23 protein-coding genes are annotated in these 25628 nt (G+C 62.8%); 6 read left to right on the top strand and 17 right to left on the bottom strand.

The features are described from left to right. Nucleotides 1–13: 13 nt before the first annotated feature. Nucleotides 14–1726: a carboxylesterase/lipase family protein gene (locus MJ602_RS12910; RefSeq protein WP_423246710.1), complete on the bottom strand. Its 1713-nt coding sequence runs from the start codon at nucleotides 1724–1726 to the stop codon at nucleotides 14–16. Nucleotides 1727–1907: 181 nt separating this feature from the next. Between MJ602_RS12910 and MJ602_RS12915 the strand changes: the two genes are divergently transcribed. Genes MJ602_RS12915 through MJ602_RS12940 form a run of 6 tightly spaced genes read left to right on the top strand, consistent with a single transcriptional unit; the run spans nucleotide 1908 to nucleotide 6565 of the window. Further along, on the top strand, nucleotides 1908–2933 hold the full coding sequence (locus tag MJ602_RS12915; protein WP_243021167.1) for an AraC family transcriptional regulator: 1026 nt from the start codon (nucleotides 1908–1910) through the stop codon (nucleotides 2931–2933). 44 nt (nucleotides 2934–2977) lie between these two features. Further along, nucleotides 2978–4480 carry a protein adenylyltransferase SelO gene (locus tag MJ602_RS12920; protein WP_243021168.1) on the top strand — a complete coding sequence of 501 codons (1503 nt, stop codon included), beginning with the start codon at nucleotides 2978–2980 and terminating at the stop codon, nucleotides 4478–4480. Continuing rightward, nucleotides 4477–4890 (top strand): peptide-methionine (R)-S-oxide reductase MsrB, encoded by a 414-nt coding sequence (gene msrB, locus MJ602_RS12925; RefSeq protein WP_243021169.1) that lies wholly within the window; start codon nucleotides 4477–4479, stop codon nucleotides 4888–4890. The genes MJ602_RS12920 and msrB overlap by 4 nt, the downstream gene beginning before the upstream one ends. A gap of 21 nt (nucleotides 4891–4911) precedes the next feature. Next, on the top strand, nucleotides 4912–5466 hold the full coding sequence (locus MJ602_RS12930; RefSeq protein ID WP_162016172.1) for a septation protein A: 555 nt from the start codon (nucleotides 4912–4914) through the stop codon (nucleotides 5464–5466). After that, the gene (locus tag MJ602_RS12935) at nucleotides 5463–5732 is read left to right on the top strand and encodes a BolA family protein (protein WP_243021170.1); all 270 of its coding nucleotides are present in this window, start codon (nucleotides 5463–5465) and stop codon (nucleotides 5730–5732) included. Before MJ602_RS12930 ends, MJ602_RS12935 begins: the two co-directional genes overlap by 4 nt. A 47-nt stretch (nucleotides 5733–5779) precedes the next feature. Further along, nucleotides 5780–6565: a peptidylprolyl isomerase gene (locus tag MJ602_RS12940; RefSeq protein ID WP_162016170.1), complete on the top strand. Its 786-nt coding sequence runs from the start codon at nucleotides 5780–5782 to the stop codon at nucleotides 6563–6565. Nucleotides 6566–6624: 59 nt separating this feature from the next. Here the strand turns inward: MJ602_RS12940 and MJ602_RS12945 are convergent, their stop codons facing one another. The 16 genes from MJ602_RS12945 to clpK form a co-directional block, all read right to left on the bottom strand. Further along, nucleotides 6625–7416, bottom strand: a complete 792-nt coding sequence (locus tag MJ602_RS12945; protein ID WP_279236249.1) for a heparan-alpha-glucosaminide N-acetyltransferase — start codon at nucleotides 7414–7416, stop codon at nucleotides 6625–6627. 556 nt (nucleotides 7417–7972) lie between these two features. Further along, nucleotides 7973–8736 (bottom strand): IS5 family transposase gene (locus tag MJ602_RS12950; RefSeq protein WP_243021171.1). Its coding sequence is split into 2 segments (ribosomal slippage): nucleotides 7973–8418 and nucleotides 8418–8736, totalling 765 coding nucleotides; the frame shifts between segments, so codons are not numbered across the junction. Nucleotides 8737–9109: 373 nt separating this feature from the next. Further along, nucleotides 9110–10024 carry a LysR family transcriptional regulator gene (locus tag MJ602_RS12955; RefSeq protein WP_124082457.1) on the bottom strand — a complete coding sequence of 305 codons (915 nt, stop codon included), beginning with the start codon at nucleotides 10022–10024 and terminating at the stop codon, nucleotides 9110–9112. A 232-nt stretch (nucleotides 10025–10256) separates the two neighbouring features. Then, nucleotides 10257–11408: a S1C family serine protease gene (locus MJ602_RS12960; RefSeq protein WP_243021172.1), complete on the bottom strand. Its 1152-nt coding sequence runs from the start codon at nucleotides 11406–11408 to the stop codon at nucleotides 10257–10259. Between the two features lie 23 nt (nucleotides 11409–11431). Further along, entirely contained in the window at nucleotides 11432–12397 is a 966-nt protein-coding gene (locus tag MJ602_RS12965) for a zinc metalloprotease HtpX (RefSeq protein ID WP_243021173.1), read from the bottom strand. Further along, nucleotides 12375–12872, bottom strand: a complete 498-nt coding sequence (gene psiE-GI / locus MJ602_RS12970) for a heat resistance protein PsiE-GI (protein WP_012761374.1) — start codon at nucleotides 12870–12872, stop codon at nucleotides 12375–12377. Before psiE-GI ends, MJ602_RS12965 begins: the two co-directional genes overlap by 23 nt. Beyond that, complete coding sequence (kefB-GI, locus tag MJ602_RS12975; protein ID WP_243021174.1) at nucleotides 12869–14584, bottom strand: heat resistance system K+/H+ antiporter KefB-GI; 1716 nt, start codon at nucleotides 14582–14584, stop codon at nucleotides 12869–12871. Before kefB-GI ends, psiE-GI begins: the two co-directional genes overlap by 4 nt. Before the next feature lie 3 nt (nucleotides 14585–14587). Then, nucleotides 14588–15028 carry a heat resistance system thioredoxin Trx-GI gene (trx-GI, locus tag MJ602_RS12980; RefSeq protein WP_000787151.1) on the bottom strand — a complete coding sequence of 147 codons (441 nt, stop codon included), beginning with the start codon at nucleotides 15026–15028 and terminating at the stop codon, nucleotides 14588–14590. Next, entirely contained in the window at nucleotides 15018–16163 is a 1146-nt protein-coding gene (locus MJ602_RS12985) for a hypothetical protein (protein WP_243021175.1), read from the bottom strand. The genes trx-GI and MJ602_RS12985 overlap by 11 nt, the downstream gene beginning before the upstream one ends. A 79-nt stretch (nucleotides 16164–16242) precedes the next feature. Next, nucleotides 16243–16854, bottom strand: a complete 612-nt coding sequence (hdeD-GI, locus tag MJ602_RS12990; RefSeq protein ID WP_111197259.1) for a heat resistance membrane protein HdeD-GI — start codon at nucleotides 16852–16854, stop codon at nucleotides 16243–16245. Between the two features lie 96 nt (nucleotides 16855–16950). Beyond that, a complete protein-coding gene (gene yfdX2, locus MJ602_RS12995) occupies nucleotides 16951–17838 on the bottom strand; it encodes a heat resistance protein YfdX2 (protein ID WP_243021176.1) in 888 nt (295 codons plus the stop codon). Nucleotides 17839–17940: 102 nt separating this feature from the next. After that, nucleotides 17941–18855: a heat resistance protein YfdX1 gene (yfdX1, locus tag MJ602_RS13000; RefSeq protein ID WP_243021177.1), complete on the bottom strand. Its 915-nt coding sequence runs from the start codon at nucleotides 18853–18855 to the stop codon at nucleotides 17941–17943. A gap of 22 nt (nucleotides 18856–18877) precedes the next feature. After that, a complete protein-coding gene (gene hsp20-GI, locus MJ602_RS13005; protein WP_005409665.1) occupies nucleotides 18878–19336 on the bottom strand; it encodes a small heat shock protein sHSP20-GI in 459 nt (152 codons plus the stop codon). A gap of 89 nt (nucleotides 19337–19425) precedes the next feature. Continuing rightward, nucleotides 19426–21243 (bottom strand): ATP-dependent zinc metalloprotease FtsH, encoded by a 1818-nt coding sequence (gene ftsH, locus MJ602_RS13010; protein ID WP_243021178.1) that lies wholly within the window; start codon nucleotides 21241–21243, stop codon nucleotides 19426–19428. A 27-nt stretch (nucleotides 21244–21270) separates the two neighbouring features. Beyond that, entirely contained in the window at nucleotides 21271–22701 is a 1431-nt protein-coding gene (gene cls / locus MJ602_RS13015; RefSeq protein WP_243021179.1) for a cardiolipin synthase, read from the bottom strand. A 16-nt stretch (nucleotides 22702–22717) separates the two neighbouring features. Further along, nucleotides 22718–25567, bottom strand: a complete 2850-nt coding sequence (gene clpK, locus MJ602_RS13020; RefSeq protein WP_243021180.1) for a heat shock survival AAA family ATPase ClpK — start codon at nucleotides 25565–25567, stop codon at nucleotides 22718–22720. Nucleotides 25568–25628: the final 61 nt, after the last annotated feature.

Genomic DNA, 25628 nt, shown 5'->3' on the forward strand with positions numbered 1-25628 from the left:
GACTGCCATTGCCTTACTCCTGTCGCAGGCGCACAGCCTGTGCATCGGCGTCGAACACCAGCTTGCGCGGCCATGGCTGCCAGTCGATGGCCACGGTGGCGTTGTTTGGCAGTCCGGTGCGCATGAACGCAGCCACGCTGTCCATCATGGCCTGGGAGAGCGCCATGCGCCCCGCCCTGTTGGCGCTGCTGTTGCTGGCTCGGGAGAAAACCGAGGGGCCGAAGTTGCCGAACAGGAAAGGCAGATCGAAAGCATGGGCCGCGCCGTACACCTCGTTCCAGGGCGCGGGCTGCTGGGCCCAGTCGAAGCGGTAGCTCCACACCTCCTTCTGCTGGCCGCGCAGCGTGTCCAGCAGGTTGTCGCGGCTGGGATCGAAGAAGCGGCTGGCCAGCAGCCGGGTACGAGCGTTGTAACCCGTGCCCGGCGCAGACACCGGCAGGTAAGAGGCATCGAGGATGTCGCCCGCCGTGAGCGTCGGCGGCGCATCGGGGTCGAAGCGCTGCATCATGGCAAAACGCTCGGCGTCACCGATCTTCATGCCCGGTTTACCGCCCAGCAGTGCCAGGAAAGGCGCGAACAGCTTGCCCTCTTCGGCGGTATAGCCCGTCAGCACCGGCACCTTGTGGTAGCGGCCGGCGGCGATGGCGGCCATGGGGTCAGCCGGTAGCAGCACGCCATCAGGGATGGGGCCCGAGCCGGTCAACCGGTTCGCCAGCACCGTCTGCAAAAGCACGCGCCCGTCCTTGCCGCGCAGGTAGCGGGCTTTCTGCATGGGGGTCCAGCCCGCGACCAGGGCTTTGGCTTGCCCCAGGTCGCCTGCCAGAGCGTCGGCCAGCGCCAGATGGGCCAGCAATCCCGCCGCCTGGGCCGCGTATTTGGCAGACGGACTCAGCGTAGGGATGCTGCCGGGCGGCAGATTGGCCGGGAGTGAAATACCACCGCTCACGGCCACGAGCTTGTGGAACAGCCCCTGCGCTTCGGGCACCGTGAGCAGCGCCAGAGCGTTGATGGCGCCTGCGGACTGCCCCATCAGCGTCACATTGCGCGGATCACCACCAAAGTGGGCGATATTGTCCTGGATGAAGCGCAGCGCCTGGAGGTGGTCCAGCAGCGCATAGTTGCCAGTGGCAGGCTGGTGGCCAGCCTGCAGATCGGGCAGGTGCAGAAAACCAAGCACGTCCAGCCGGTAGTTCGCCGTGACGACCACGGCACCCGCGGCACGGGCCAGCGCCGCACCGTCGTACACCGGGTCAGCGGTGTACCCCGAGATGGCACTGCCCCCATGCAGGAACAGCAGCACCGGCAGTTGCCCCTGTTCGTTCGCCGGACGCCAGATGTTGAGCGTCAGACAGTCCTCGCTGCCCACGGGGGTGTTCAGCGTCTGGCCAATGGTTTCATCGAAACGGTTGTTCGCTCCCGGCCCATAGATACGCCCTATCTGCAGGCAGGCCTGACCAAAGCGGGTGGCATCGCGCTCACCTTGCCACGCCTCGGGCGCCACGGGTGGTTGCCAACGCAGATCACCGACGGGCGGTCGGGCAAAGGGAATCCCTTTCCATACATAGGTGCCGCTGGCAGCGCTGTCGTTCACCCCGCGCACCAGCCCATAGCGGGTTTCACGCAACTCAGGCGCGGCGGGCTGCCGACCAACGCCTGCGCACCCTGCGAGCAGCACCCCCACCAGCATGGCAGCCCGGATGCGCCAACTGCAAAGATAATCGGCCATGTTTGTCTCCTCGGGGGTTTTGTGGAATGCTCGGCCCCCCTGCCGAGGAACCGCATGCGCTGTGCATCCGGCCTCGCCGCCGATTGTGCGAACCCTGCCCCATTTGCCACTATCGCAACCGCGCCAAAACAGTGACTTCAGAGTGCCACTCCAGTGTTCTCCCTAACCCCGGAGACCGCGCATGACGCCGCGCACCAGCTCTGCGGCATGGGTGCGCGGCATCACCGACATGCTGACGGCCCAGGGGCTGCCTGCCGCCGATCTGTGCACGCAAGCCGGCATCGACCTGCAAGCCTTGCAGCAGCCGCACACCCGAGTGGATGTGGACCGGGTAAGTCACTTATGGGAACTGGCTGTTGCCCGCCACGGCAATCCCGCATTGGGCCTTGATCGAAACCTGACGGCCCGCTACGGCAATGTGGATCTGGTGGGCTATGCGCTCGCCTCTGGCCCCGATCTGCTGACCGGCTTTCGGCACCTGGAACGGCACATGGCCGTCATCTCGGATGCCACCACCTTCGCCCTGCAGAGCGATCCGCGCGGCTACTGGCTGGTGCTCAGCCACATAGGCGCCACCCGGCCCATACCGCGCCAACGCGTGGAATACGCGGTGCTCACCCTGCTCACGCTGTGCCACTGGCTCACGCGCCGGGAATTGACACCGCTGGCCGTCGAGCTCATCACCCCGCCCCCGGCAGACGACACGCCCCACCGCGCCGCCTTCGGCCTGCTGCCACGTTTTGGCCAGCCCGCCAACCGATTCCTGCTGGCCGATGTCGATTTGCGCTCACCCATCCCCACCCACAACCCCAGCCTGTGGGCCTTGCACGAGCGCCTGGTCGAAACCGAACTGGATCAGCTCGGCCAGACGCTCACCAGTACCCGGGTACGCACCGAGATTGCACGCATCCTGCACCTGGGTGAGCCGCGCCGTGAAGACGTGGCCGCGCGACTGCACCTGACCGATCGCACACTGCAGCGCCGCCTGCAAGCCGAATCGGTGTGCTACCAGCAACTGCTGGACGACACACGCTGCGAACTGGCACGCCAGTACCTCGCCAACGAACGCCACAGCCTGGCCGATATTGCCGATCTGCTCGGCTTTGCCGACACCAGCAACCTGTTCCGAGCCTGCAAGCGCTGGTTCGGCATGCCTCCGGGACAGTACCGCAGCCAGTTGCAGGCAGGCCCTGCCGTGACCGGATAGCCCTGCTGCACGCATGCATTGGGGCCCTGCGGGACAATGCCCCGATGACCCCGCACGCCACCACCGCGCAGCCCCTTGTGGACACCGGCCTCACCTGGAACAACAGCTTCGCCGCGCTGGGCCCGGCTTTTTTCACGCGCCTGCCACCCCGGCCCTTGCCCGCGCCCTACCCTGTCGCCCAGAGCCCCGGCACCGCCCTCCTGCTGGGGCTGGACAACACATGGCTGCAGTCCGAAGACGCCCTGCGGCTCTTCAGCGGCAATGCCCTGCCCCTGGGAGGCGACCCACTGGCCAGCGTCTATAGCGGGCACCAGTTCGGCGTGTGGGCCGGGCAGCTGGGCGATGGCCGGGCGCTGCTGTTGGGCGAAGTGCAAACGCCGCAAGGACCGCAGGAAATCCAGCTCAAGGGCAGCGGGCTCACACCCTACTCGCGCATGGGCGACGGGCGTGCCGTGCTGCGCTCGAGCATCCGTGAATTCCTCTGCAGCGAGGCCATGCATGCGCTGGGCATTCCCAGCACGCGGGCCTTGTACCTGTGCGGCTCCCCCGAACCCGTGCAACGCGAGGCGGTGGAGACGGCGGCAGTGGTGACCCGCGTGGCGCCCAGTTTCATCCGCTTCGGGCATTTCGAGCATTTCGCGGCGCGCGGGCAGTTTGATGAACTGCGGCAACTGGCCGACTACGTGATCGAACGCTTCTACCCAGACTGCCAGGACGGTGCCGACTGCGGCGGCCAGGCAGGCAATCGCTACGCGGCGCTCCTGCAGGCGGTGAGCGAGCGCAGCGCCGCCCTGGTGGCGCAGTGGCAGGCCGTGGGCTTCTGCCACGGCGTGCTCAATACCGACAACATGAGCATCCTGGGCCTGACCATCGATTACGGGCCGTTCCAGTTTCTGGACCACTTCGACCCAGGCCACATCTGCAACCACAGCGACCACCAGGGGCGCTATGCCTTCGGTCAGCAGCCGGGCGTGGTGCTCTGGAACCTGTACCGCCTGGGCCAGGCGTTGCAGCCGCTGATTGGCGATCCGGCGATCGCCATGGGCGCCCTGGAATCCTATCGCACGCTGTATCCCCAGCACTTCATGGATCGCATGCGTGCCAAGCTGGGCCTGCGCTGCGCACGAGAGAACGACAGCGCCCTCATCGACGGCATCCTGCACCTGCTGGCCGACAATGCGGTGGACTACCCCATCTTCTGGCGCCGTCTTTCGCATGCGGTGGCGAGCGGCGCCTTCGAACCGGTGCGCGACCTGTTCGCCGACCGGGCGGGCTACGATCGCTGGTTGCTATCCTATTCGGAGCTTGATGCGCTTGATGGTAGAGCGCCAGAGCCCGATTTGATGCTCCAATCCAATCCCCATATGGTGTTGCGCAACCACCTGGGCGAGCAGGCGATCCGCGCCGCGCAGGAAGGGAATTTTTCCGAGATACAGACCCTCCAAGCCCTGCTGGAACGCCCCTTTGACGCACACCCCGGCTTCGAAGCGCATGCCGGATTCCCGCCGGACTGGGCCCGGCACATCGCCATCAGTTGCTCATCATGACCTACCCCATCCAGAAATCCGACGCCGAATGGCTGGCCCTGCTGCGTGACAAGGGTGCCGAGCCCGGCGCCTTCCAGGTCACCCGCCTGGCCGCCACCGAGCGACCCTTCACCGGCAAATACGAAGCGCACTGGCAGGATGGCAGCTACCATTGCATCTGCTGCGGCCAGACGCTGTTCAACGCCGCGACCAAGTTTGACGCCGGTTGCGGCTGGCCCAGCTTCAGCCATGCCGTACCGGGTGCGATCCGCGAAATCACCGACCGCAGCCACGGCATGCTGCGCACCGAAACCGTTTGTGCACAATGCGGTGCGCACCTGGGCCATGTCTTTCCCGACGGCCCGGCCCCCACGGGCCTGCGCTACTGCATGAACTCGGCGTCGCTGGACTTCACCCCCGACGCTCCCTGACCCGGCTCACCAGGCCCCACCATGAAACTGCTGATCGACTTTTTCCCCATCATCCTGTTCTTCGTCGCCTTCAAGATCTGGGGCATCTATGTGGCCACGGGTGTGGCCATCGCCGCAACGGTGGCACAGATTGCGTACCTGCGGCTGCGCCAAGGCAAGATCGAGCCCATGCAATGGCTGAGCCTGGGCGTCATCGTCGTCTTCGGTGGCGCCACGCTGTTGGCGCAGAACGAGACCTTCATCAAATGGAAGCCCACCGTTCTGTACTGGCTGATGGGTGGCGCGCTGCTCGTGGGTCAACTGGTGCTGCGCAAGAACCTGATCAAGAGCCTGATGGGCAGCCAGATGGAACTGCCCGAGGCTGCATGGAACGCAATGAACTGGAGCTGGATAGGTTTCTTCGCTGCCATGGGTGCACTCAACCTCTGGGTGGCGTATGAGTTCGATACTGAAACCTGGGTCAACTTCAAATTGTTCGGCGGGCTTGGGCTGATGCTGGTATTCATCGTGGTTCAGGCCCTGTTCCTGGGGCGCTACATCAAGGAAACCGACAACGCAAAGGACCCCCTGGCATGAATACCCAGGCCATCACCGCTCCCGACATGGAAGTCGCACTGCGCGAGAAACTCCAGCCCACCACCGTGCAGGTGCTGGACGAAAGCTGGCAGCACGAGGGCCATCCCGGCGCCAACGGAACGGGTTTTGGCACCCATTTCCGTGTGCGTATCGCGTCACCTTTGTTTACCGGTTTGACCCGGGTACGCCAGCATCGCCTTGTGTATGATGCGCTGCAAGATTTCATTGACCGTGGCGCACACGCCATTGCCATCGAAATCGTCTAGACAGGCCCCATTTCTCGCCTGAAAACCTTTTCTTTTACGGAACTCGAATGAAGAAACAGCTCCTGTCCGGCCTCGTGGCCGCAGCCCTGACGGGCGCCGTGGCCCTGCCCGTGCATGCCCAGAACCTTGCTATCGTGAACGGAAAACCCGTTCCTTCCGAGCGCGTTGAGCAGCTCAAGCAGCAGGTGCAACGCTCCGGCCGTCCGCTCACCCCCGAGATGGAAGGTCAGATCAAGGAAGAAGTCATCGCCCGCGAAATCTTCATGCAGGAAGCGCAAAAGCGCGGCCTGGAAGCCTCGCCCGACTTCAAGGCACAGATGGAACTGGCCCGCCAGACCATCCTGATCCGTGAACTGTTCCTCGACCAGCAGAAGAAGGATCCGGTGACCGACGCCGAAATCAAGGCCGAGTACGACAAGTTCGTGGCCGCCAACAGCGGCAAGGAATACAAGGCCAGCCACATCCTGGTAGAGAAGGAAGAAGAAGCCAAGGCCATCCTCGCCTCGCTGAAGAAGGGCGGAAAGTTCGAGGACATCGCCAAGAAGCAATCCAAGGACCCTGGATCTGGCGCCCAAGGTGGCAGCCTGGATTGGGCCAACCCTGGCAGCTACGTGCCTGAGTTCACCGAAGCCATGGTCAAGCTCGAAAAGGGCAAAACCACCCAGGCCCCGATCAAGAGCCAATTCGGCTGGCACATCATTCGCCTGGACGACGTGCGTGAAGCGCAGTTGCCCAAGCTGGAAGAAGTCAAACCGCAGATTTCGCAGCAACTGCAGCAAATGAAGGTGACGAAGTTCCAGGACGAAATGCGCGCCAAGGCCAAAGTGGAATAATCCATAGCCTTGACACCAGCACAACGCGGCTCCCAAGGCCGCGTTGTGTTTTGGCGGCTTCAGCGGCCCAGCACCCAGCCCACAAACAGCAGGCTGCCGATCATCACGGGTTGGTGCAGCATGTAATAACTCAGGCTCCAGCGCCCCAGCAGCGCAAGCCTGCTCAGCACAACGCCCAAAGGCTGCTGCAAAGCGCTGCGGCGATGCCGCAACAGCCACTGGCCGCTGGCCAGTCCCCACCACATCACCCCCAGCCAGGGAAATACCGGTACATAGTCCTCGGTATAGGGCTTGCGTGCTACCAACCCCAGCCAGTTCAGCCCCTTTCCATTGAACCAGGGTGCCCAGCTTGCCAAGGGTTCGGACAGCGCCCACCGCGCGACCCAAGGCAACACCAGCGCCACCGCCCCCGTCAACCACAACCATCGCCCCCAAGGCGCTGTGAGACGTGCGAGCAGCAACATCACCGCCATGCCATGCAGCACACCAAAGTGGATGTAGCTGCGTGGAAACATGAGCCACGAGCCCACAGACACCAACAACGCACACCCGGCAATCTGGCCCCAACGCCTGCCAAAACGGCCCCAACCCTGCCCTTGGTGCCATGCAAGGGCTTGTCCCAGACCTGCACAAAAAAGAAACAGACTCACTATCGCGGTCCGCTGCACCGTCCAGAACGCGTCATGACGGAAATCCTGAGGCCAATAACCAAAATGGCTCAGATCGAAACAAAAATGGAACACAGTCATCCAGACCATGGCAAACCCACGCAGGGCATCCACCGTGTCGTACCTCGCATCCGTGCGGGCCAAGTTCGATGTGTGGGAAAGTATGGAGATCACGTCCGTCAAAGAGTGGGGAGTATTGGCTAGGGCCTGTTCACACTATTTTTGCCAGTGCGAACGGGGTGCAAACCGCGCCAATCTAGGCGCGGGGCGACGCCAAGGCCGGGGCATTGGCTAGGAGTGCAACGACGAGTGGCCCGGTTCTCACCGTGTTCCCTTCGGGTTGCGACCAAAAAGGGCCATGCGCGGCGTTGACAAGCCTCGCTGGGGCCGCACCCCAGCTTCGTTTGGCGTCTTGCGCCTGGCCCTTTTTGATCGCAACGCATCTGGTAAAAATAGTTTGAACAGGCCCTAGCGACTTTACTGCTGAAACGACAACCGACGATGCCAGCGCAACGGGCCATGGAAGGTGCCGTGGCTCAAATCATGGCTCAAATCGGCCCGGATGGTAGTGGACACACATGGGGGACGCACAAAGCGCTATTCGGTAGCAGTCGCCCTGATGGCAACAAAGAAAGTCCGTCGGAAGCAAACAAAGTCCGTCGGGGGTGTCGTGTCATCTTGATCGACGCCGCTGCTGGGCGTAAGGGAGAGAGGCGGCGCCTTCCAGATCTAGGGCCTGTTAACACATCCTCAGCCCATCAGCGACGAGCACGAAGCTGATGAAGCCCAGGAACATGAGGTCGAGCTTCTCGAACCGCGAGAAGATACGGCGATAGCCTTTGAGCCGACGGAACAAGCGCTCGACCTCATTGCGACGCTTGTACATCTCGCGGTCGTACTCCCAAGGTTCGATCCGCGTCTTCATTGGCGGTACCACCGGAATGAAACCCAGATCCAGTGCCAGCTGCCGTGTCTCGTTGCCTTCGTAGGCACGGTCCATCAACAAATGCACCGGTCTGCTGGTCGGCCCAAGACTGCTGAGCAGGCGCCGGCCTTCAGGGGCGTCGTGCGCCTGCCCAGGCGAAAGCGAGAACGTCACGGCCGTTCGAGCATCCGCAGCAACCATATGAATCTTGGTGTTCCATCCGCCTCGGGACTTGCCGATGGCTTGTGGGCCGTTTTTTATAACGCCCCCGTGCCATCGGGATGGACCTTGATGCTGGTGGAGTCCAGTGAGACCGCTTCAATCTTGATACGCACGACCTGTGCTCGCTGCAACTCCTCGAACATGCGATCAAGGACGCCGGCTTTGGTCCAGCGGTTCATGCGCGTGTAGATCGTGTGCCAGTTACCGAAGCGCTTGGGCAGTCCTCGCCACTTGCAACCATGCTCGGCCACATAGAGGATCGCATTGACCACCTGCAGGTTGCTCAGGCTGACGTTGCCACGCTGCCTGGGCAGGCAGCGCTCAATGGTGGCGAATTGTTCGGGCGTGATCTCCATGTCCGAGATTGTCCGGCGCAATCGCCATGATCGACATTAGTGTTAACACGCCCTAGGCGGGGAGCCGAAGACAGTGCTTTAGCACGGCAAGGCGACCCAACAACGTTATACGTTTGAAGGCAAAACCGTATGAAGCGGCTGCCCACGAAAAAAGAGCCTGGCGCACGGTGCGCGCCAGGCTCTTTGTTTTTGTGGAGCGGGTGATGGGAACATCATCGTGTTCCCAACTCGTTGATTGATAACGAGTTTTCCGCACTCGGCGAACCGAGATGGACATAATTATGGACTGAAAAACCACGCTTGGTCAACGCGCGCTCCGAGCAAGTCCAGTGCGAGCCATGGACAGCCAGCAGTAGCCAATGTACCCGAGCGCTCAACGCCACGAGGCCGGTTCATCTCCCTTTGGCAGGAACTCCTCGCGGGCGCGCTGCAGAAACCGCTTCATGGGCTCAGAGGGTTCGGCGCTGCGGCGCAGCAGGTAGGTGGACAGCATGGGCGGCGTGCCGGCCAAGGGGCGAACGGTTATGTCGGGGCGGTTCAGGGTCTGCACCTGCGAGGCAATGGCGAAACCTAGGCCATAACCGGCACCGACCAGAGTCAGCATCACGCCTAGGCTCGTCACCTGATCTACCAGCTTGAGCGGCTTGGACGCACCTTGAAGCACCGCCTGGATCTGGTGGTGGCAGCCCGATCCCGCGTCCGGATGGCACAGTACCAACGGAAACTTCAAGGCTTCATCCAATGGCACTTCCGCGTGCGCCAACAAGGGGTGGCGCACGGGCACGATCACCGACAGAGGATCGGTCCACACGGGCTCGGCGACAAGGCCTTCGCTCACCGCGTCCGACAGCGCAAAGCCGATGTCCAGCAGATCGTTGTGCAGGCCCTTGAGCTGCTGCGCGAAAGGCAGCTCGAAGACGCGAATCTCCAGTTCGGGCTCTTCCTCGCGGCTGCGCGCCAGCAAGGTGGCAATGTGGGGCTGCGCCAAGCTGTCGCAGATGGCGATGCGCAGATAACCCTGATAGCCCTGCGCCGCCGCCTTTGCGGCACTCACCGCCTGCTCCACGGTGGCCAGCACACGCCGGCACTCACCGAGGAACACTTGACCGGCCCAGGTCAGTCGCGTCTGGTGCGCGCTGCGGTCGAACAACTGCACGCCGAGCGTGGCTTCGAGATTGCGCATTGCGCGCGACACAGGCGATTGTTCTACGCCAAGGCGCTCGGCCGCTCGCGCGAAATGCAGTTCTTCCGCGACCGCAACGAAATAGCGCAGTAGTCTGAGTTCCAATGCGGCCTCCTGTTTGCCTCGTTCCTGGCCTGCGTCCACCTCATGCGGATTGCGCCTCGCTTTCTCCTTCGATGATTGGCAAGAGGTTCCGGCGTTGCATGCTTGCCTATTCGGATAGGCAGATCGCATCCGAAAATTACGGAGGTTGAGGCGGAACGCTACCTGGCCGAAGACCTGAGAACCTCAATCGCCGCGACGCTGCACTACCGCCTGATCCACAGGTTCAGTTCAATCAATTCCCGGGTTGCAGCTCCACACGCACCTCGCGCGATTTGCCGGCCCGTTCCACTGACAAGACCACCACATCGCCGACCTTCCTGTCGTCTAGCTGCGCGAGCAGCTTGGCCACATCGTCCGTCGCCTTGCCATCAACATCGATGATGCGGTCGCCCGGCACGATGCCTTGCGGCGTGACTTCGACACCCGCGAGGCCGGCCTTGTGCGCTGCCGAACCAGGGGTAACACGCAACACGAACACGCCCTTGCTTCCAGTCAGCGCCAGCAGGCGCTGATTGAGCTGTTCGTCCACCTCAATGCCCAGCGCCGGACGGATGTACTTACCGGTCTTGATGAGTTGCGGGACTACGCGCATGACGGTGTCCACCGGCACGGCGAAACCAATCCCGGCCGAGGCGCCGGAGGGGCTATAGATCGCCGTGTTGATGCCGATGAGCCTTCCTGCCGAATCGAGCAGCGGCCCACCGGAGTTGCCAGGGTTGATGGCGGCGTCGGTCTGGATCAGGTGATCGATGGCCGGGCCGCCCGCTTCTCCGGGTAACGAGCGGTCGAGCGCGGAGACGATACCAGTGGTGAGCGTCCAGTCCAGGCCGAAGGGGTTGCCGATAGCGAACACCTTCTGACCCACCTTGAGGTCGGCGCTGGTGCCGACCGGCACGGCCGGCGGGCGCTTGAAACCCACACCGATTTTGAGTACAGCGATGTCGTGCGCTGGGCTTGCCCCCACCAGTGCGGCCTGGTAGTCGCGGCCGTCGGCCAGTTTGACTGTGGCTTCGGACGCTCCCTGGATGACGTGGAAGTTGGTGACGACGTGGCCGGCGTCGTCCCAGATGAAACCCGAGCCTGTACCGCGCGGCACGGAGAACACGTTGCGCGTCCAGACATCGCGTACCAATTGCGCGGTGGTGATGTAGACCACCGAGGCGCGCGATTTTTCGAACAATTCGATGGTGGCTTTCTCGTCCGCCGCCAGGTCGCCGCGCGCCGTCACAGTGCGTTCTGCCGCCTCGCGCGGACTGAACCAGGCCTCGATGGCGGGCAGAAACTGCCACAGCAGCATGAGCGCGGCAATGCAGGCGGTGATGAAGAGCCAGCGACGGATAAAGTGGTCCTGTGGCGGGCGCGCGTACGGGTCGGGGTAGGCCATGACAAGTCTCCTGTTGAGGGCAATCAGCGCCACAGTCCACTCGGGCGCCAGCGCGGGGGGCGAAGCGTCACAGCGGATTCCGGCAAGAAATGGATCTCGTGAGACGGCAACGCTGATGCTGGCCTGGGCGCCAACGTCAGCAGGCGTGAGATGCGCTCTTGCGTTGCCGGATGCGTGCGCAACCAGGAGGGCTCGGGATTGCCCCATCCCGGCGACAGCCAGGCACGCCAGGAGCGGCTGACCCGCTCGATTTTCGCCAGCGCAGACGCAAGCCCCTGCGGGTCGCCAGTCAGTTCCGGCGCGAGGCGGTCAGCGTCGAACTCACGCACGCGAGACAAGCCGAGCTGTGCGAGCAGGGCCAGCTGGGGCGTTGCGGCCAATAACAATAGACCGGGCCAATAGACCTCCGCCGCGCCAACCAGCAGCTCGGGCAGGCTCAGAAGGATCGCGATCTGTCCCATAAGGGCCAGCAGGCTCGTGAGGCGACTGACGGAATCCGCCAGCCCCATGACACGCAGATCCTCATTAGCGATGTGCGCAACCTCGTGCGCGAGCACACCCGCCAGCTCGCGTGGGCTCAGGCTGCGCAGCAGCCCATCGGTGAGGGCGATCGATGCCTCCTGCTTCGATCCGGTGGCGAAGGCGTTGACGACGGCACTGGGCACATAGTGCGGCACCGGCGTGGCGGGCAAACCGGCACGGGCGGGCAGCTCGCGCAACAGGGCCCACATCTCGTGGGCTTCTTGCGGGTGCAAGGCCCGTACGCGGTACAGGCGCAAGCTCAGCGCCGACGCGGCTACCGGTTCCAGCAGCAACGCACCTGCAACGGCAAACAGCGCGAGCCACAGGCCGCCTTCCCCAAACGGCAGTCTCCCTGCGGCGGCTGCGATCCCGACCAGGGTCAGGACCAACAGCCCGGTCTGCAGGCGGTTGAGCCAGCGGTGTTGCAACAGCGCCGTGCGCGGATCACTGGGATGATGACGGGTCATGCTCAGAGGTCTCGGCGGCGCGGTCGCCGCGCTTGCGCAGCAGCCAGTAGGTCGCACCCAGAGCCAGCGTGGCGCCTGCCAGCGCGGCTATCTTTGCGGGGCTCGCCTCGGGGTCAAGGATCACGAACTTGCGCGCCAGCGCGATCAGACCGATGAGGATCACGGTCTTGACCTGGATGATGCTGTCCCGACGCAGCGCCACGCGCACGATGGAATGCTTGAACTCCATCGCGATCAAGAGCGTCATGATCATGCCGAACACACTCTGGAATACCTTGTGATCCAGGGGATTGAAGGCATCGAGGACCAGCAGCGTGAAGACGATGGCGATGAGCTGGAACAGTGACACCACGATGATGACGGCAATTACCGCCGACAGAACGAGGGCGACGACCTGCTCGAAGCGCTCGTATAAACTCATGATGGCCCATTGGTCACGGAAGACCTGAAATGGATTGCGGCCTGTTGACTTCATGCAGATGGACTCCCTGCGACATTGCCGCTGTCGAGACGGCGGCGCATCGCACTGATGTTTCGTTCGACGAGCTCGGCCGACATGCCAAGCGACGACATCACTTGTTCCGCCAGCCCAAGGCCTGCGGCAAAGGATTGCTGGTACACACGCACGTTGGGCATGGCGCGAAATGCATCGGCCGCGGTCGTACTTCTGCATGACACCCACAAGGTCAGCGCCGGACGGCGCTCGGCAATCGCCTGGGCGATGCGCAGCACTTGCTGGGCATGGGCGAACGTGAGCACCACCAGACGCGCTTGCGCCAACCCGGCAGCCAGCAGGGTATCGGGCCGACTCGCATCGCCATGGAACACCGGCACGCCGGCGGCACGCTCGGCCTCTACCTTCTGCTCGTCTGCTTCCAGCAGCAGATGCGCCACGCCGGCGTGGCGAAGAATCTCACTGACGGTCAGGCCAAGCTCGCCCGCGCCGCAGATGATGACGTGGTCTCGAAATCGCGCTGTCTGCGCGGTGATCTCAACTTCTTCAGCCTGGGGTGGCTGAATGACGCCGCCGGTGCGGCTCAAGAACCGGGCAAGTACATCGTGATGGCGGATCAGCAGCGGTGCCAAGGCCATGCTGAGCACCAGCGCGACCAGCATGGGTTGTACGACGGTCGCGGGAATCAGATGCTGCTGCAAGACCATGCCCAACAACAGCAGGGCGAACTCGCCGCCATGCCCTAACGCTATGCCCGTGCGCCAGGCATCGAGGGCGGATAGGCGCGTCGCCCGCAAGGCCAGGGTGTTGAGCCCGATCTTGACCGGTACCAGCACTGCCAGCCACGCGAACACCGCCAGTGGTGCCGAAAGAATCTGCGCTCCGTCCAACTGCAGGCCGATGGTCACGAAGAACACCCCCGACAACACATCGCGAAACGGTTTGAGGTGGCTTTCCATGTGGTGACGGAAGTCGCTCTCGCCCAGCACCATGCCGGCCAAAAACGCACCCAGGGCGGCGGATACGCCGACCGCGTGTGCAGCAGCGGCGGCAGCCACCACCACGCACAAGGAAACCAGCACGAAGGATTCTTCGTGGCCCTGCCGCGCCACCCAGCCCAGCAGGCCATGCAACAGACGACGGGAGGCGAGGGCCGCTGCCGCGAACAACATCAGCACGCCCAACACTTCGAGCAGCACGCTCTCGATCTTCGGCGACTCGCCGCGCGCCCAGATCGCCAGCAGGGCCAGCAGGGGCACGCTGGCCAGGTCCTGAAAGACCAGCACGGCGATGGCGCTGCGGCCGTGGCGGGTGGTGAGCTCGCCTTGGTCGGCCAGCTGTCGGCTGACCAGCGCCGTGGACGACATGGCCGCCGCAGCGCCGAGCAGCGCAGCGCTCTGAGCTGGCTGCCCCAACCCCATCAGCATCAGGGTCAGAGGTGCGGCCACAACGACCATCTGCAAACCGCCAGCCACCAGTACGGTCTTGCGAGTGAGCCAAAAGTGCCCGAGGGAGAATTCCAGTCCGACCATGAACAGCAGCAGCGCCACGCCCAGCTCGGACAGAAAATCAAGCGCTTCTCCCGGCGCGACTACACCGCCGACCGACGGGCCCAGCAAGGCGCCGACGGCGAGGTAACCCAGCAAGGCGGGTACTCTGAACGCCGCCGTCGCCACCGCCGCGAGGCTGCATGCCGCCAGCAGGATCAGGGTGGCGCCGAGCAAGTCCTGCATCGGTCAGCGCCCCACCTGTGCAGATGCCCAGCGCACGATGTCCTGCGAGCCCATGGCGCCTGCCTGGCGGGCGATCTCACGTCCGCCCTGGAACAGGGCGAGCGTCGGAATGCTGCGGATACCGAACTGCGCGGCCAGGTGGGGCTCAGCCTCGGTGTTCACCTTTGCCAGCCTGATCCCGGGTTCGAGCTGGCGCGCGGCTTGTTGAAACTGCGGCGCCATCATCTTGCACGGCCCGCACCAGGGCGCCCAGAAATCGACCAGCAGCGGCAGATCGCTGCGCTCCACGTGGCGCGAGAACGTCGCCGTCGTCAACTCGATGGGCTCGCCGGTGAACAAGGGCTGCTGGCAGCGGCCGCAGTTGGGACGATCCGCGAGCTTGGCGGCCGGCACGCTGTTGATGGACTGGCAATGTGGGCAGACGATGTGGAGTTCATTTTTCATGGTTCGCTTCCTTGGACTGCGGTGAGGTTGCCTCGCTTCGGATCACCGACATCGCCGACCAATTTACGCCTTTGATCCAATCGTTCCCGTCTTCGCTCACGCCGGCATCTTCCACGTGAGCCGCAATGAAGGCTTCGGCTTGAATGAGCCCCGCTCTGACAGCATCTATCTTATTAGGCATCCGCAGGATTTCAGCAGCGCAGCCTGCATCCAGCCCATCCACCCGGATAAGCAGAAAAATGCGCCGCCACAAACGCGGCATGTCCTTCAGCAGGTCGAATGCAAAAGCGAACTCGCTCGACCGATCAACTAGCTCCTCCTGTTCCGCGATCGTTGCGGAATCGGGATGCTGACTGTCAGCGATGATATCGGCCAGCCTGAGTGTGTCATCGGGCTGATAAAATTCGAAGACTTCCTCTTCCACCATGGCCTCGGCGACGTCCTGGGCATCCGCTTCGACCGGCGCGTCCAGAGAAACGAATTCGCCAAATTGCCGGCTGTTTGCCACTTCGTGATCCAGGACGGCGAACAGATGCTTCAGAAGACCGAAGTAAGCCGCTTTTTCTTCCGGCACGGATTGCCATTCCACCTCAGCTTGGACAATCGCTTCATCCACCACGTCGCGCAGCGTCGGATAATCGCGCGGTAAATCGCCGACGGCACGCAGATAAGCCAGCTCACGCCTTGCGACAGCCTCAAGTTTCGACAGTAGAGGCATTCGGTTCACTTTGGCCTCATGGGCGGCTGACGCGGGTTTTGCGGCAATTCGCACCTTGAGCTCGCGCAAGCGCTCGCGTCGTGCTTTGCGCTTGATTTGGTCCTGAGCATGCAGCCGGTCAAAATGCTTCTTGGCCTGACGGAACAACGACTGTGCGAGCATCTGCGCGAGGGGCGTCAGCTCGTCATGTGATGCAGTAACGCTGACAATCTTTTTGCCGGGCAGGTGCATATAGCCACTGGCCAGAAATTGCCGCTTGGTCTTGTCGCGATCAAGGACGATTTGAAGTCGCACTGAATCTTTAGTGTGTTTGTCGAGCAATGGCTTGAGGGCGTGCTCGATCACATTTCCCAAAGCTCTCTGCCATGGTTCATGAAACTCTTTGTCGATAGCTCGATAGCTATATTGCATCTGCATGCATGACTCCTTTGATGTCATTTCTATGGAGGCACGAACCGAAAATGCTCATATCCATAGAATTTAGTTTGACCCGATCTTATCCCTGGCGCGTTTTGCGAAGACGCCAACTCAAGAACAAAAGCGTGACACCAGAGACTGCCGCATAGAAGCCCAACAGCCAGCCTGCGGCCAGGAATGACTCGACCGGACGGGAAAAAAATATCCACAAGACGATAGCGCCAAGGACAATCGAGAGCAGTCCACTGAAGGCAAGCCAGATTTCACCCTTGATTTCTTGACGCAGCCGAACGGCGGCGGATATCTCCAGCACACCGGTGAAAATCGCCCAGAACCCCACGCTAGCCCATAAAAAAGAAGCCATGACCATCGTGGCGACCCAAGGAGCAACCAGGACGACGACGCCGGTAAGTATGCCGACAATGCCGCTGAACAGCAGCCAGCCCCAGCGCTCTTTTTTCTGGATATGGCGCACCGCTGCAACCAAGTTGAAAGCGCCATTGACCAAGGAAAATGCGCCGAACACTAAGGTCATGGCCAACAGAGCCGATTGTGGCATCCAGAACGCAAGGGCTGCGAAAATCAATGCCAAGACACCGCGCAACGCAAAAATCCACCAATTTTCGGTCAATGAACACAGTGTTTTGGTGGGCTCATCCGCACTGGAATCGGTGATGGTATCTGTATTCATGCTATATCTCCTAAAGATCTAATGGGGTGAAAAAGCAAACACTCCTGAGCCAAGAGAGGGGCGCGACGCGCCCCTCTTACGCCCTATCCAGCGGTTTCAGAACAACTTGGACAGCTTTGCCTTGATTTCATCGAGCCAGCCTTTTCCGCCGCCTCCCCCAGCCGTCTTTTGCTTCACTTTCTTGACTTCAGCATACAGGGGCTCAAAGTCCTTCTTCTTTCCATAGCCCAGCATTTCTGCCATTTCCAACTGCTGCCGCGCTTCGTTCAATAATGTCTCCAGGCGCTCATTGGACGCTTCGCTCCGCTGACCATCTTCTACCAAGGTCTCGGCGCGCTTCAGGAGCAGCCTGGCGCGCAGGGCGGGCAGCGGATGCACGCTGCGCGTCTCGACCAGCGTGCTGAGCGCTGCCTGCAGCGCGGCTTTGGCTTCTTCGATCTTGCCCTGATCGATCAGCGGCACGACTGCCTTCACGGCTGCGGGATAGGACGCCAGAGGGATGTTGGTGACCGCGATCACGATTTCACTGGCCAGCAAAGCCAGCACGTGCCGTGCCTGTTGCACCTCGCCATGTTTGAGGGCATCCAGCGCCTCGTCGGTCATCGCCTCAATGGTTTCCGTGTTGGCGAACAAGTCGTGCACGATGGTGCGCACATCAACGGGGGCCAGGGCGAGCGTGGGTTCGCGCGCAACGATCAGCTCCAGCTTTCCCGTCACTTCGGCCAGCGTTGCCAATGCGCGTGCAGCGTCCTTGCCGTCAAGTGCGGCCAGCGCTGATTTGGTCAGCGCCAAGGCCGAGACGGCCTCATCGAGGACTTGTTTACGTTTGTCTGCCGCCTGCGAGTCCGTTTCCTTCTGAACCTCAGGCTGTACCTCCGTGACGACTTCAGGCTTGGCCTGTGGACTGACAGGAAGGCTGCTTACCGCGGCCTGTTCGTTTATTTCTTTGTTCGTCGCATTGGGATTCGATGTTTGCTCATTCATGATGATATGCCTCGTATGAGTTAGTGAAAATAGGCGAATCTATTGGGGCTGACTGCGAACATCGCGAGACTGACCGACCGAACAGTCGGCCCCTTCATCACCTCAAAACAGCTTTTGGAGGCGCGTCTTCAACTCGTCGAACCATCCCTTGCCGCTTTTGCCACCAGCCGACTTTTGCTCAATGGACTTCACCTGATCGAAGATGGGTTTGAAATCCGCCTTCTTGCCATAACCCAGGATCTGCGCCATTTCGATCTCCGTGCGCACGGACGACAGCAAGGTGCTGAGCTCCTCGTTCTGCTTGGCATCGCGCTTGTCGGTCTCGGCCAGCTTTTCAGCTTTTGCCATCGCGGCTTCAGCCCGTAGCACGGGCAGAGGAAAGGCGACCGAGGTCACCACCAGCGTGTTCAGTGCTCGGGCGAGTTCCGCCTTGGCATCGTCGATCTTGCCGCTGTCGATGAGCCGTGCGGCCGACTTGATCGCTGCCGGGTACGTTGCCATCGGCAGGTTGTCGGTTTCGATCACGATTTCGCTGGCCAGATTGGCGACGATGGGCCGGGCCTTTTGCACCTCGCCATCACCCAACAACTCCTGAGACAACTTGACCGCTTTCTTCACCGTTTCCACGTTGGCGTGGATATCGCGGGTGATGACGCGTACATGGACCGGCGCCAAAGCAAGTTTGGCGTCGCGTGCCAATACCAGTTCCAGCTTTCCGCTGGCCAGTTCCAGCGCAGCGAGCGCCTCCTTGGTCTTCTTTGCATCAAGGAGTGTCAAAGCCTCCTGGGTCTTGGTGAGCGCCGTGATGGCGTCCTGAGTGAGCTCAGCACGCTTTTTTTCGGCTTCCCGGGCGGCCTTGTCATCTACCTGTGGCTGCGCCGCCTTGGATGCGGCAGAGGGTGCTGCAGCACCTGGGCTAGAACCTGCCGCCGATTGGGCCTGAGCCGGTCCGCTCAGTCCGACGACGACCGCCAGGGCAAGTGCGGAGAAGGTTGATTGGGGATGTTTGATATTCATGATCTTGGGCTCCTAATTAAAGTTAGTTGACTGAGATTTCAATTTGTTTCGGTTTGGCTTGCTCGGCCTTGACAAGCCGCACTTCCAGCACGCCGTCTTTCATCGAAGCCGTCACCTTGGTCGGATCAACGTTGTCAGGCAAGACAAAGCTGCGCACAAAGCGGCCATACGCACGTTCGATGCGGTGGAACTTCTTGCCCTGCTCCTCTTTTTCCAGTTTGCGCTCGCCGCTGATGGTGAGCACACCGTTTTCCGCGCTGACGCGCACGGCATCCTTGGGGACCTCCGGCAGATCCAGCTTGAGGATGAATGCGTTCTCATCCTCGCTGACGTCCACCATTGGTGCCCAGTCCGCCGTGGTCATGGCTTCGTTGCCGGTACGGGCGCCCTGTCGCTGGGGTGTCCGTCCCAACATCGTCGCCAGGCGGTTTTGCAATTCATCCAGTTCCCGGAAGGGGTCCCACGGAGTCAATGCAGACATATATCGGTTCTCCTTGAACAATGCCGGCGAATTGGATGACGCACCGAACAGAGCCGCCGGCTTACTCTGAATGGCACCTACTACTGTTTTCAGTTCCGAACAAGTCCTTGAGTCAATTGACGGATATCGCTTTCGTCGAGCGTTTCCCGCGCCAGCAGTTCGCGCGCACAACGCTCCAGCACCGCGCGGTTGGTGTCGAGGATCCGGTAGGCGCGCTCGAACACGCCCATCACGATGTCGCGGATGGCCTGATCGATGCGCGCCTGGGTCGATTCGGCCACCCGGCAGCCGCCTTGGGCCAGTTCCGGTGTATCGAGAAAGCGTGGCCGCTGCGCCTCGAAGGCGATGTAGCCCAGTCCTTCGTCCATGCCAAAGCGGGTGATCATGTCGCGGGCGATGTCGGTGGCTCGCGCCAGATCGTCCGCCGCCCCGGTGGACAACTCGCCGAACACCAGCTTTTCGGCGGCACGCCCGCCCAGCAGTACGGCGATCTTGTGCTCGAGATCGGTACGCGTCATCAGGAAGCGGTCTTCGGTGGGCCGCTGCAGGGTGTAGCCGAGTGCACCGATGCCACGCGGAACGATTGAAATCTTGTGTACCGGGTCGGTGCCGGGCAGCGCCAGCGCCACCAGCGCATGCCCCATCTCGTGATAGGCCACGGTTTCTCGCTCCTTCGGATTGAGCACACGGTTCTTCCTTTCCAGGCCGGCCACGATGCGCTCGATAGCGGCGGTGAAGTCTTGCAGTTCCACAGCCTGCGCCTTGCGCCGCGTCGCGTTCAGCGCTGCTTCGTTCACGAGATTGGCCAGATCAGCGCCGGAAAAGCCGGTGGTCAGCGCCGCCACCTGTTCCAGATCTACACCGTGGGTCAGGGTGATCTTCTTGACATGGACCTTCAGGATATCCAGACGGCCTTTCTTGTCGGGACGGTCCACCAGCACCTGACGGTCGAAGCGACCGGCGCGAAGCAAGGCCTGATCGAGGATCTCCGGCCGGTTGGTGGCTGCAAGGATGATCAGCCCGACCGAGCTGTCGAAGCCGTCCATCTCCGTGAGCAGCTGGTTGAGGGTCTGCTCGCGCTCGTCGTGGCCGCCGATGGGGCCGCCGACGCCGCGCGCGCGGCCCAGCGCATCGAGCTCGTCGATGAAGATGATGGCCGGCGCCTGCCCGCGGGCCTGCTCGAACAGGTCGCGCACGCGCGCTGCACCCACGCCGACGAACATCTCGACGAACTCCGAGCCTGAGATGGAAAAGAACGGCACCCCGGCTTCGCCCGCGACGGCTTTGGCCAGTAGCGTCTTGCCGGTGCCGGGCGGGCCGACCAGCAACACGCCCTTGGGAATGCGCGCCCCGAGCCGTCCATACTCCTGCGGATTCTTGAGGAAATCGACGATCTCAACCAACTCCGCCTTGGCTTCATCGACGCCAGCGACATCGGCAAAGGTCACGCCAGTGTTCTTCTCCATGAATACCTTGGCACGGCTCTTGCCGATGCTCAGGAAGCCACCCATGCCCTGCTTCTCGGCGAAGCGGCGGAACAGGAAGAACCAGACGCCGAAGAAGGCCACCGCCGGCAGAATCCAGGAGAGCACATCACGCAGCCAGGTGCTTTCCACCACCCGCGCATAGGGCACGTCGTACTTGGACAGCCGCTCGGCCAGGTCGGGTTCGACACGGGTGGCCACGATGGTGGTCTTGCCCCGGCTGTCCGGCGATTTCAGGCGCCCGGTGACCGTGCGGTCCGACACCAGCACTTCGGCGACGCGCCCCTCGGCCAGCGCCTTCTCGAATTCGCTGTAGGGCACGGGCTCGACGGTCTTGGCCGCCTGCCAGTAGTTCTGCAGCGTCAGCAGCAACAGGCCGGCGACGATCCAGTAGCCAATGTTCCATTGATCTTTCTTTTCCATGGGCAATGTTCCTCGCAAGTCGTGTCGCTAGAGAATGGGGGTGAACAGACGGGCCACCCCGTCGCGCAAGCGGATGGCCAGCGGGCGGGCGCGCAACGCCTTCGCCGATATCTCGCCCGACGCATCACGAGCGGCATCAAAAAGGGATGACAGCCGCGTAGACAACGCGGTGTCGTACACCTCCACATTGAACTCGAAGTTGAGGCGCAAACTGCGCGCATCCCAATTGGCCGAACCCAGGCAGCACCACGCTCCGTCTACCAGCATCAGCTTGCTGTGGTCGAACGGGCCAGGCCGTTCGAAGATGCGCACACCGTGCTCCAGCACCTGCCAGTAGTGGGCGCGCGCGGCCCATTGCACCGTGGGATGGTCGCCGTTTGCGGGCGTCAGCACGTCGATACGCACGCCGCGCAACGCGGCCGTGCTTAGCGCCGCGATCATCGGCTGATCGGGGACGAAGTAAGGTGTCCAGATGCGCACCGAATGCTTCGCCGCGCTCAAAGCGCCCATGAAGGTCCAGCGCATCCTGTCCAGGGCCTCATCGGGACCGGCCTCGATGCCGCGCGCCCAAGAGGTTCCTTGCTCATCAGCCATTGCGGGAGATTCGCGCCAGAAACCCTTGCTGAGCCGCTCGCCCGTGGTATCGCACCAATCATCGGTGAAGCTCCGCATCAGATGCTCTACCACCGGCCCGCGCAGACGAAAGTGTAAATCGTGACAGGCCTGGCCCGGCGCATCGGGCCGCCAATACGGGCTGAAGATGTTCATGCCGCCGGTAAAACCCGTCTTGCCATCGATCACCAGCAGCTTGCGGTGATTGCGCAGATGCGCGCCATGCAGGCGCGCGGGAATCAACGTCGGGTTGAACGTCGCCGCCGGAACGCCGGCGCGCTGCAAGGCGCGGTAGGCGCTGCGGGGCGTCCAGCGGGCATACACGTCGTCGATCAGCACCCGCACTTGCACGCCGCGCTCATGAGCCCGGCGCAGCGCATCGACGAACTGCGCCCCGATGCCTTGGCTGTCGAAGATGTACGAGGCCAGGGCGACGCTGTACCGCGCCGATTCGATGGCGGCGAGCATGGCCGGGTAGGCCTGCTCGCCATCGACAAGCGGCTCGATGCGGTTGCCGCCGGTCAGCGACTGGCCGGTGGCGCGTCCCACCAGGTGGGCCAGACCGGCAAGCGGCGGCGATACAGCCTCGGGCATCGTGGGCGAGAGGTCCTGCCGAACAGCAGGATCTGCCCCCGGGAAGAGCCGCCGCGCCCGCCGCTGGTAACGGTTGATGCCGAACAGCCCATACAGCAGCGAACCGCCCAGCGGCAACAAGGCGATCAGCAGTACCCACAGCGTGGCCGATCGAGGGTCACGCTTGTAGATGACCGCGTGCCCCGCTGTGGGGATAGCGACCGCCAGCGACACGAGGGTGGCTGCCCATGTCAGCCCGTTGGGGTCGGACACGACAGCCTCCCATCGCTCAAGATTCGCCGCCCGCTGACTTCTTCTTGCGCGCAGGCTTGCTCGCGTCGCTAGGCGGTGCCTCGGCCACGTTCGCGGCATCGGGCTTTTCAGGCTCGGCCGGCTTCGCGGGTGGCTCCTGGCGCTCGAAGACCACCCGTTCGGCCTTGTCGTCCCAGCGGGCGCTGGCGTGATCGCCCTTGCCGATACCGCCACCCAGCATCTCGCGCGCCAGTGCCGTCTCCAGCTCGCTGCGGATCAGCCGCTTGAGCTCACGCGCGCCGAACTCGGGCTTGTAGCCTTCCTCCGCGAAGTGATCGATCAAGGTCTGATCGAAGGTCAGCGTCACGCCCTGGCTGGCGGCGTTGCGGGCCACACGATCGAGCTGCAGGCCGACGATATGGCGGATCTCCTCCTTGCCCAGCGCATGGAAGACGATGATCTCGTCGATGCGGTTGAGGAACTCGGGGCGGAAGTGTCCGCGCAGCACGTCCATCACCTCGGACTTGGTCTTCTCGTATTCCTCGCCGGCGGCGCCACGGGCCTTCAGCCGACGCTGGATGATGTCCGAGCCCAAGTTCGAGGTGGCGATGATGATGGTATTGGTGAAATCCACCACCCGGCCCTTGCCGTCGGTGAGCCGCCCGTCGTCGAACACCTGCAGCAGGATGTTGTAGACGTCGGGGTGAGCCTTCTCGATCTCGTCCAGCAGCAACACGCTGTAGGGCTTGCGACGCACCTTCTCGGTGAGCTGGCCGCCCTCGTCATAGCCCACATAACCCGGAGGCGCGCCCACCAGGCGTGCCACGGTATGGCGTTCCCCGTACTCGGACATGTCTATGCGCAGCAGCGCACCTTCATCGCCATAGATGGACTCGGCCAGCGCCTTGGCGAGTTCGGTCTTGCCCACGCCGGTCGGCCCGAGGAACAGAAAAGTCGCCACCGGCTTGCTGCCTTCGCGCAGCCCCGCGCGCGCCAGACGCACGGCATCGGCTACCGCGCGCACCGCTTCGTCCTGGCCTACCAGGCGCTCGTGCAGCCGCTGCTCCAGGTGCAACAGTTTCTCGCGCTCTTCCACCGTCAGCTCGTTGACCGGGATACCGGTCAGGCGCGAGACGATCTGCGCGACATGCTCGGCCTTGACTTCGGCGCTGCCCGAGGCGCGCTCGCGTTCCCATTCCTCGACGAGCTTCTTGAGTTCGGCCTCTTTGGCCTCGATGTGCTTGCCCAGCTCGGCGGCCTTGTCGTATTGCTTGCGCGAGGCCACATAGTCCTGCTCACGCCGCAGCTGGTGCAATTCGGACTCCAGCTCTTGCACCGCCACCGGGCGGGCCGTGGCCGACAGCTTCACGCGTGCGGCCGCCTGGTCGAGCAGGTCGATGGCCTTGTCAGGCAAAAAGCGTGCGGTGATGTAGCGGTCCGACAACTCGGCGGCGGCGATGATCGCATCCTCGGTGATGCTGACCTTGTGGTGCGCCTCGAAGGTGTCGCGCAGGCCGCGCAGGATCATCATGGTCTGCGCTACCGTCGGCTCGGGCACCATCACCGGCTGGAAGCGACGCTCCAGCGCGGCGTCCTTCTCGATGTACTTCTGATACTCGTTGAGCGTGGTGGCGCCGATCAGGTTCAGTTCGCCGCGCGCCATCATCGGCTTGAACACGTTGGCCACGTCCAGCCCGCCTTCGCCGCCACCCTGGCCTGCACCGACGATGGTGTGCACCTCGTCGATGAAGAGAATCAGCTCGCCCTGGTGCTCGGTCACTTCCTTGAGCACCTTCTGCACGCGCTCCTCGAACTCGCCGCGGTACTTGGCGCCTGCCACCATGGCGTTGATGTTGAGTTCGACCAGACGCTTGTCGCGCAGCGTCTCGGGCACTTCGCCGGCGACCATCCGCTGCGCCAGCCCTTCGACAATGGCGGTCTTGCCGACGCCGGGCTCACCGATCAACACCGGGTTGTTTTTCTTGCGCCGGGCCAGCACCTCGATAGTGGTCTCGATCTCCTGCGCACGGCCGATGACTGGATCGAGTTTGCCCTCGCGCGCCATCTTGGTGAGGTCGCGCGAGTATTTATCCAGCTCGGGCGTGTTGGTCGGCGTCTCGGCGCGGCCATCCTCGGCCCCTTTGCCGACCACCTTGCTTACCTGCTGGCGCAGCGCTTGCGGCGTGAGGCCGTAACGGCGCAGCAGGTTGGCCGCCAAACCTTCGCCTTCCTCGGCGAGCCCGATCAGGAAATGCTCCGGCCCGACATAAGAGTGGCCGAGTTCATTGGAGGCCACGAAAGCACGGCTGAGCGCGTCCTTGACCCGGGGCGACACGCCGATCTCGCCCTCGAACGGCTTGTCGCCGCGCTTGGCTTCGGATTCGATCTGGCGCTTGAGGTCATCGACCTTGATCTTGAACTGCCCCAGGATGGTCTTGACCACGTCGCTGTCGGATAGCGCCAGCAGCAGGTGTTCGGTATCGACTTCGGCGCGCCCGAACTCTGCAGCGTGGCGGGCGGCCTCCTGCAATAGGGCCTCGGACTGTTCGCTGATACGGCTGGCGAGCCCACTGCCGCGACGGCGCGCGGTGCCCGTACCGGCCGGGGCGGGTTCGCCGAACGAGGCATCGACGACCTCGTCGGTATCGGCTGCCATGGACGGTGCGTCGTCACCGATGCGGAAGAAGTCGCTGCCAAGGAAGTCTTCGAACAGCCCGCTGCGCGAGCCGAACAAGGCTTCCAGCGGTGAGACGGTGCGCTTTTGCTGGCGCACCAGTTGGCGATAGTGATCGTCACACAACAGCATGGTGCTGTGGCGACCATTGAGATTGGCTTCCACCCGCACCGTGGCGGGCTGGCCGCAGACTTGGCATTGTTTTCTGGCCATGCTGATGCTCCTGTAAAGATTGATCTGACGAGGCACCGCCGATCACGGTGCCTCATCTCTT

The sequence above is a fragment of the Simplicispira sedimenti genome, assembly GCF_022760965.1.
Classification (GTDB): Bacteria; Pseudomonadota; Gammaproteobacteria; order Burkholderiales; family Burkholderiaceae_C; genus Simplicispira; species Simplicispira sedimenti.

Excerpts from the sequence above, each read along its gene's own strand:
- MJ602_RS12935 (WP_243021170.1), top strand. The coding sequence starts at position 5,463 with ATGAATACCCAGGCCATCACCGCTCCCGACATGGAAGTCGCACTGCGC.
- MJ602_RS12930 (WP_162016172.1), top strand. The coding sequence starts at position 4,912 with ATGAAACTGCTGATCGACTTTTTCCCCATCATCCTGTTCTTCGTCGCC.
- ftsH (WP_243021178.1), bottom strand. The coding sequence starts at position 21,243 with ATGGAAAAGAAAGATCAATGGAACATTGGCTACTGGATCGTCGCCGGC.
- MJ602_RS12920 (WP_243021168.1), top strand. The coding sequence starts at position 2,978 with ATGACCCCGCACGCCACCACCGCGCAGCCCCTTGTGGACACCGGCCTC.
- trx-GI (WP_000787151.1), bottom strand. The coding sequence starts at position 15,028 with ATGAAAAATGAACTCCACATCGTCTGCCCACATTGCCAGTCCATCAAC.
- psiE-GI (WP_012761374.1), bottom strand. The coding sequence starts at position 12,872 with ATGAAGTCAACAGGCCGCAATCCATTTCAGGTCTTCCGTGACCAATGG.
- MJ602_RS12940 (WP_162016170.1), top strand. The coding sequence starts at position 5,780 with ATGAAGAAACAGCTCCTGTCCGGCCTCGTGGCCGCAGCCCTGACGGGC.
- MJ602_RS12965 (WP_243021173.1), bottom strand. The coding sequence starts at position 12,397 with ATGACCCGTCATCATCCCAGTGATCCGCGCACGGCGCTGTTGCAACAC.
- MJ602_RS12915 (WP_243021167.1), top strand. The coding sequence starts at position 1,908 with ATGACGCCGCGCACCAGCTCTGCGGCATGGGTGCGCGGCATCACCGAC.
- msrB (WP_243021169.1), top strand. The coding sequence starts at position 4,477 with ATGACCTACCCCATCCAGAAATCCGACGCCGAATGGCTGGCCCTGCTG.
- kefB-GI (WP_243021174.1), bottom strand. The coding sequence starts at position 14,584 with ATGCAGGACTTGCTCGGCGCCACCCTGATCCTGCTGGCGGCATGCAGC.
- MJ602_RS12985 (WP_243021175.1), bottom strand. The coding sequence starts at position 16,163 with ATGCAGATGCAATATAGCTATCGAGCTATCGACAAAGAGTTTCATGAA.
- yfdX1 (WP_243021177.1), bottom strand. The coding sequence starts at position 18,855 with ATGAATATCAAACATCCCCAATCAACCTTCTCCGCACTTGCCCTGGCG.
- MJ602_RS12960 (WP_243021172.1), bottom strand. The coding sequence starts at position 11,408 with ATGGCCTACCCCGACCCGTACGCGCGCCCGCCACAGGACCACTTTATC.
- clpK (WP_243021180.1), bottom strand. The coding sequence starts at position 25,567 with ATGGCCAGAAAACAATGCCAAGTCTGCGGCCAGCCCGCCACGGTGCGG.
- hsp20-GI (WP_005409665.1), bottom strand. The coding sequence starts at position 19,336 with ATGTCTGCATTGACTCCGTGGGACCCCTTCCGGGAACTGGATGAATTG.
- yfdX2 (WP_243021176.1), bottom strand. The coding sequence starts at position 17,838 with ATGAATGAGCAAACATCGAATCCCAATGCGACGAACAAAGAAATAAAC.
- MJ602_RS12910 (WP_423246710.1), bottom strand. The coding sequence starts at position 1,726 with ATGGCCGATTATCTTTGCAGTTGGCGCATCCGGGCTGCCATGCTGGTG.
- hdeD-GI (WP_111197259.1), bottom strand. The coding sequence starts at position 16,854 with ATGAATACAGATACCATCACCGATTCCAGTGCGGATGAGCCCACCAAA.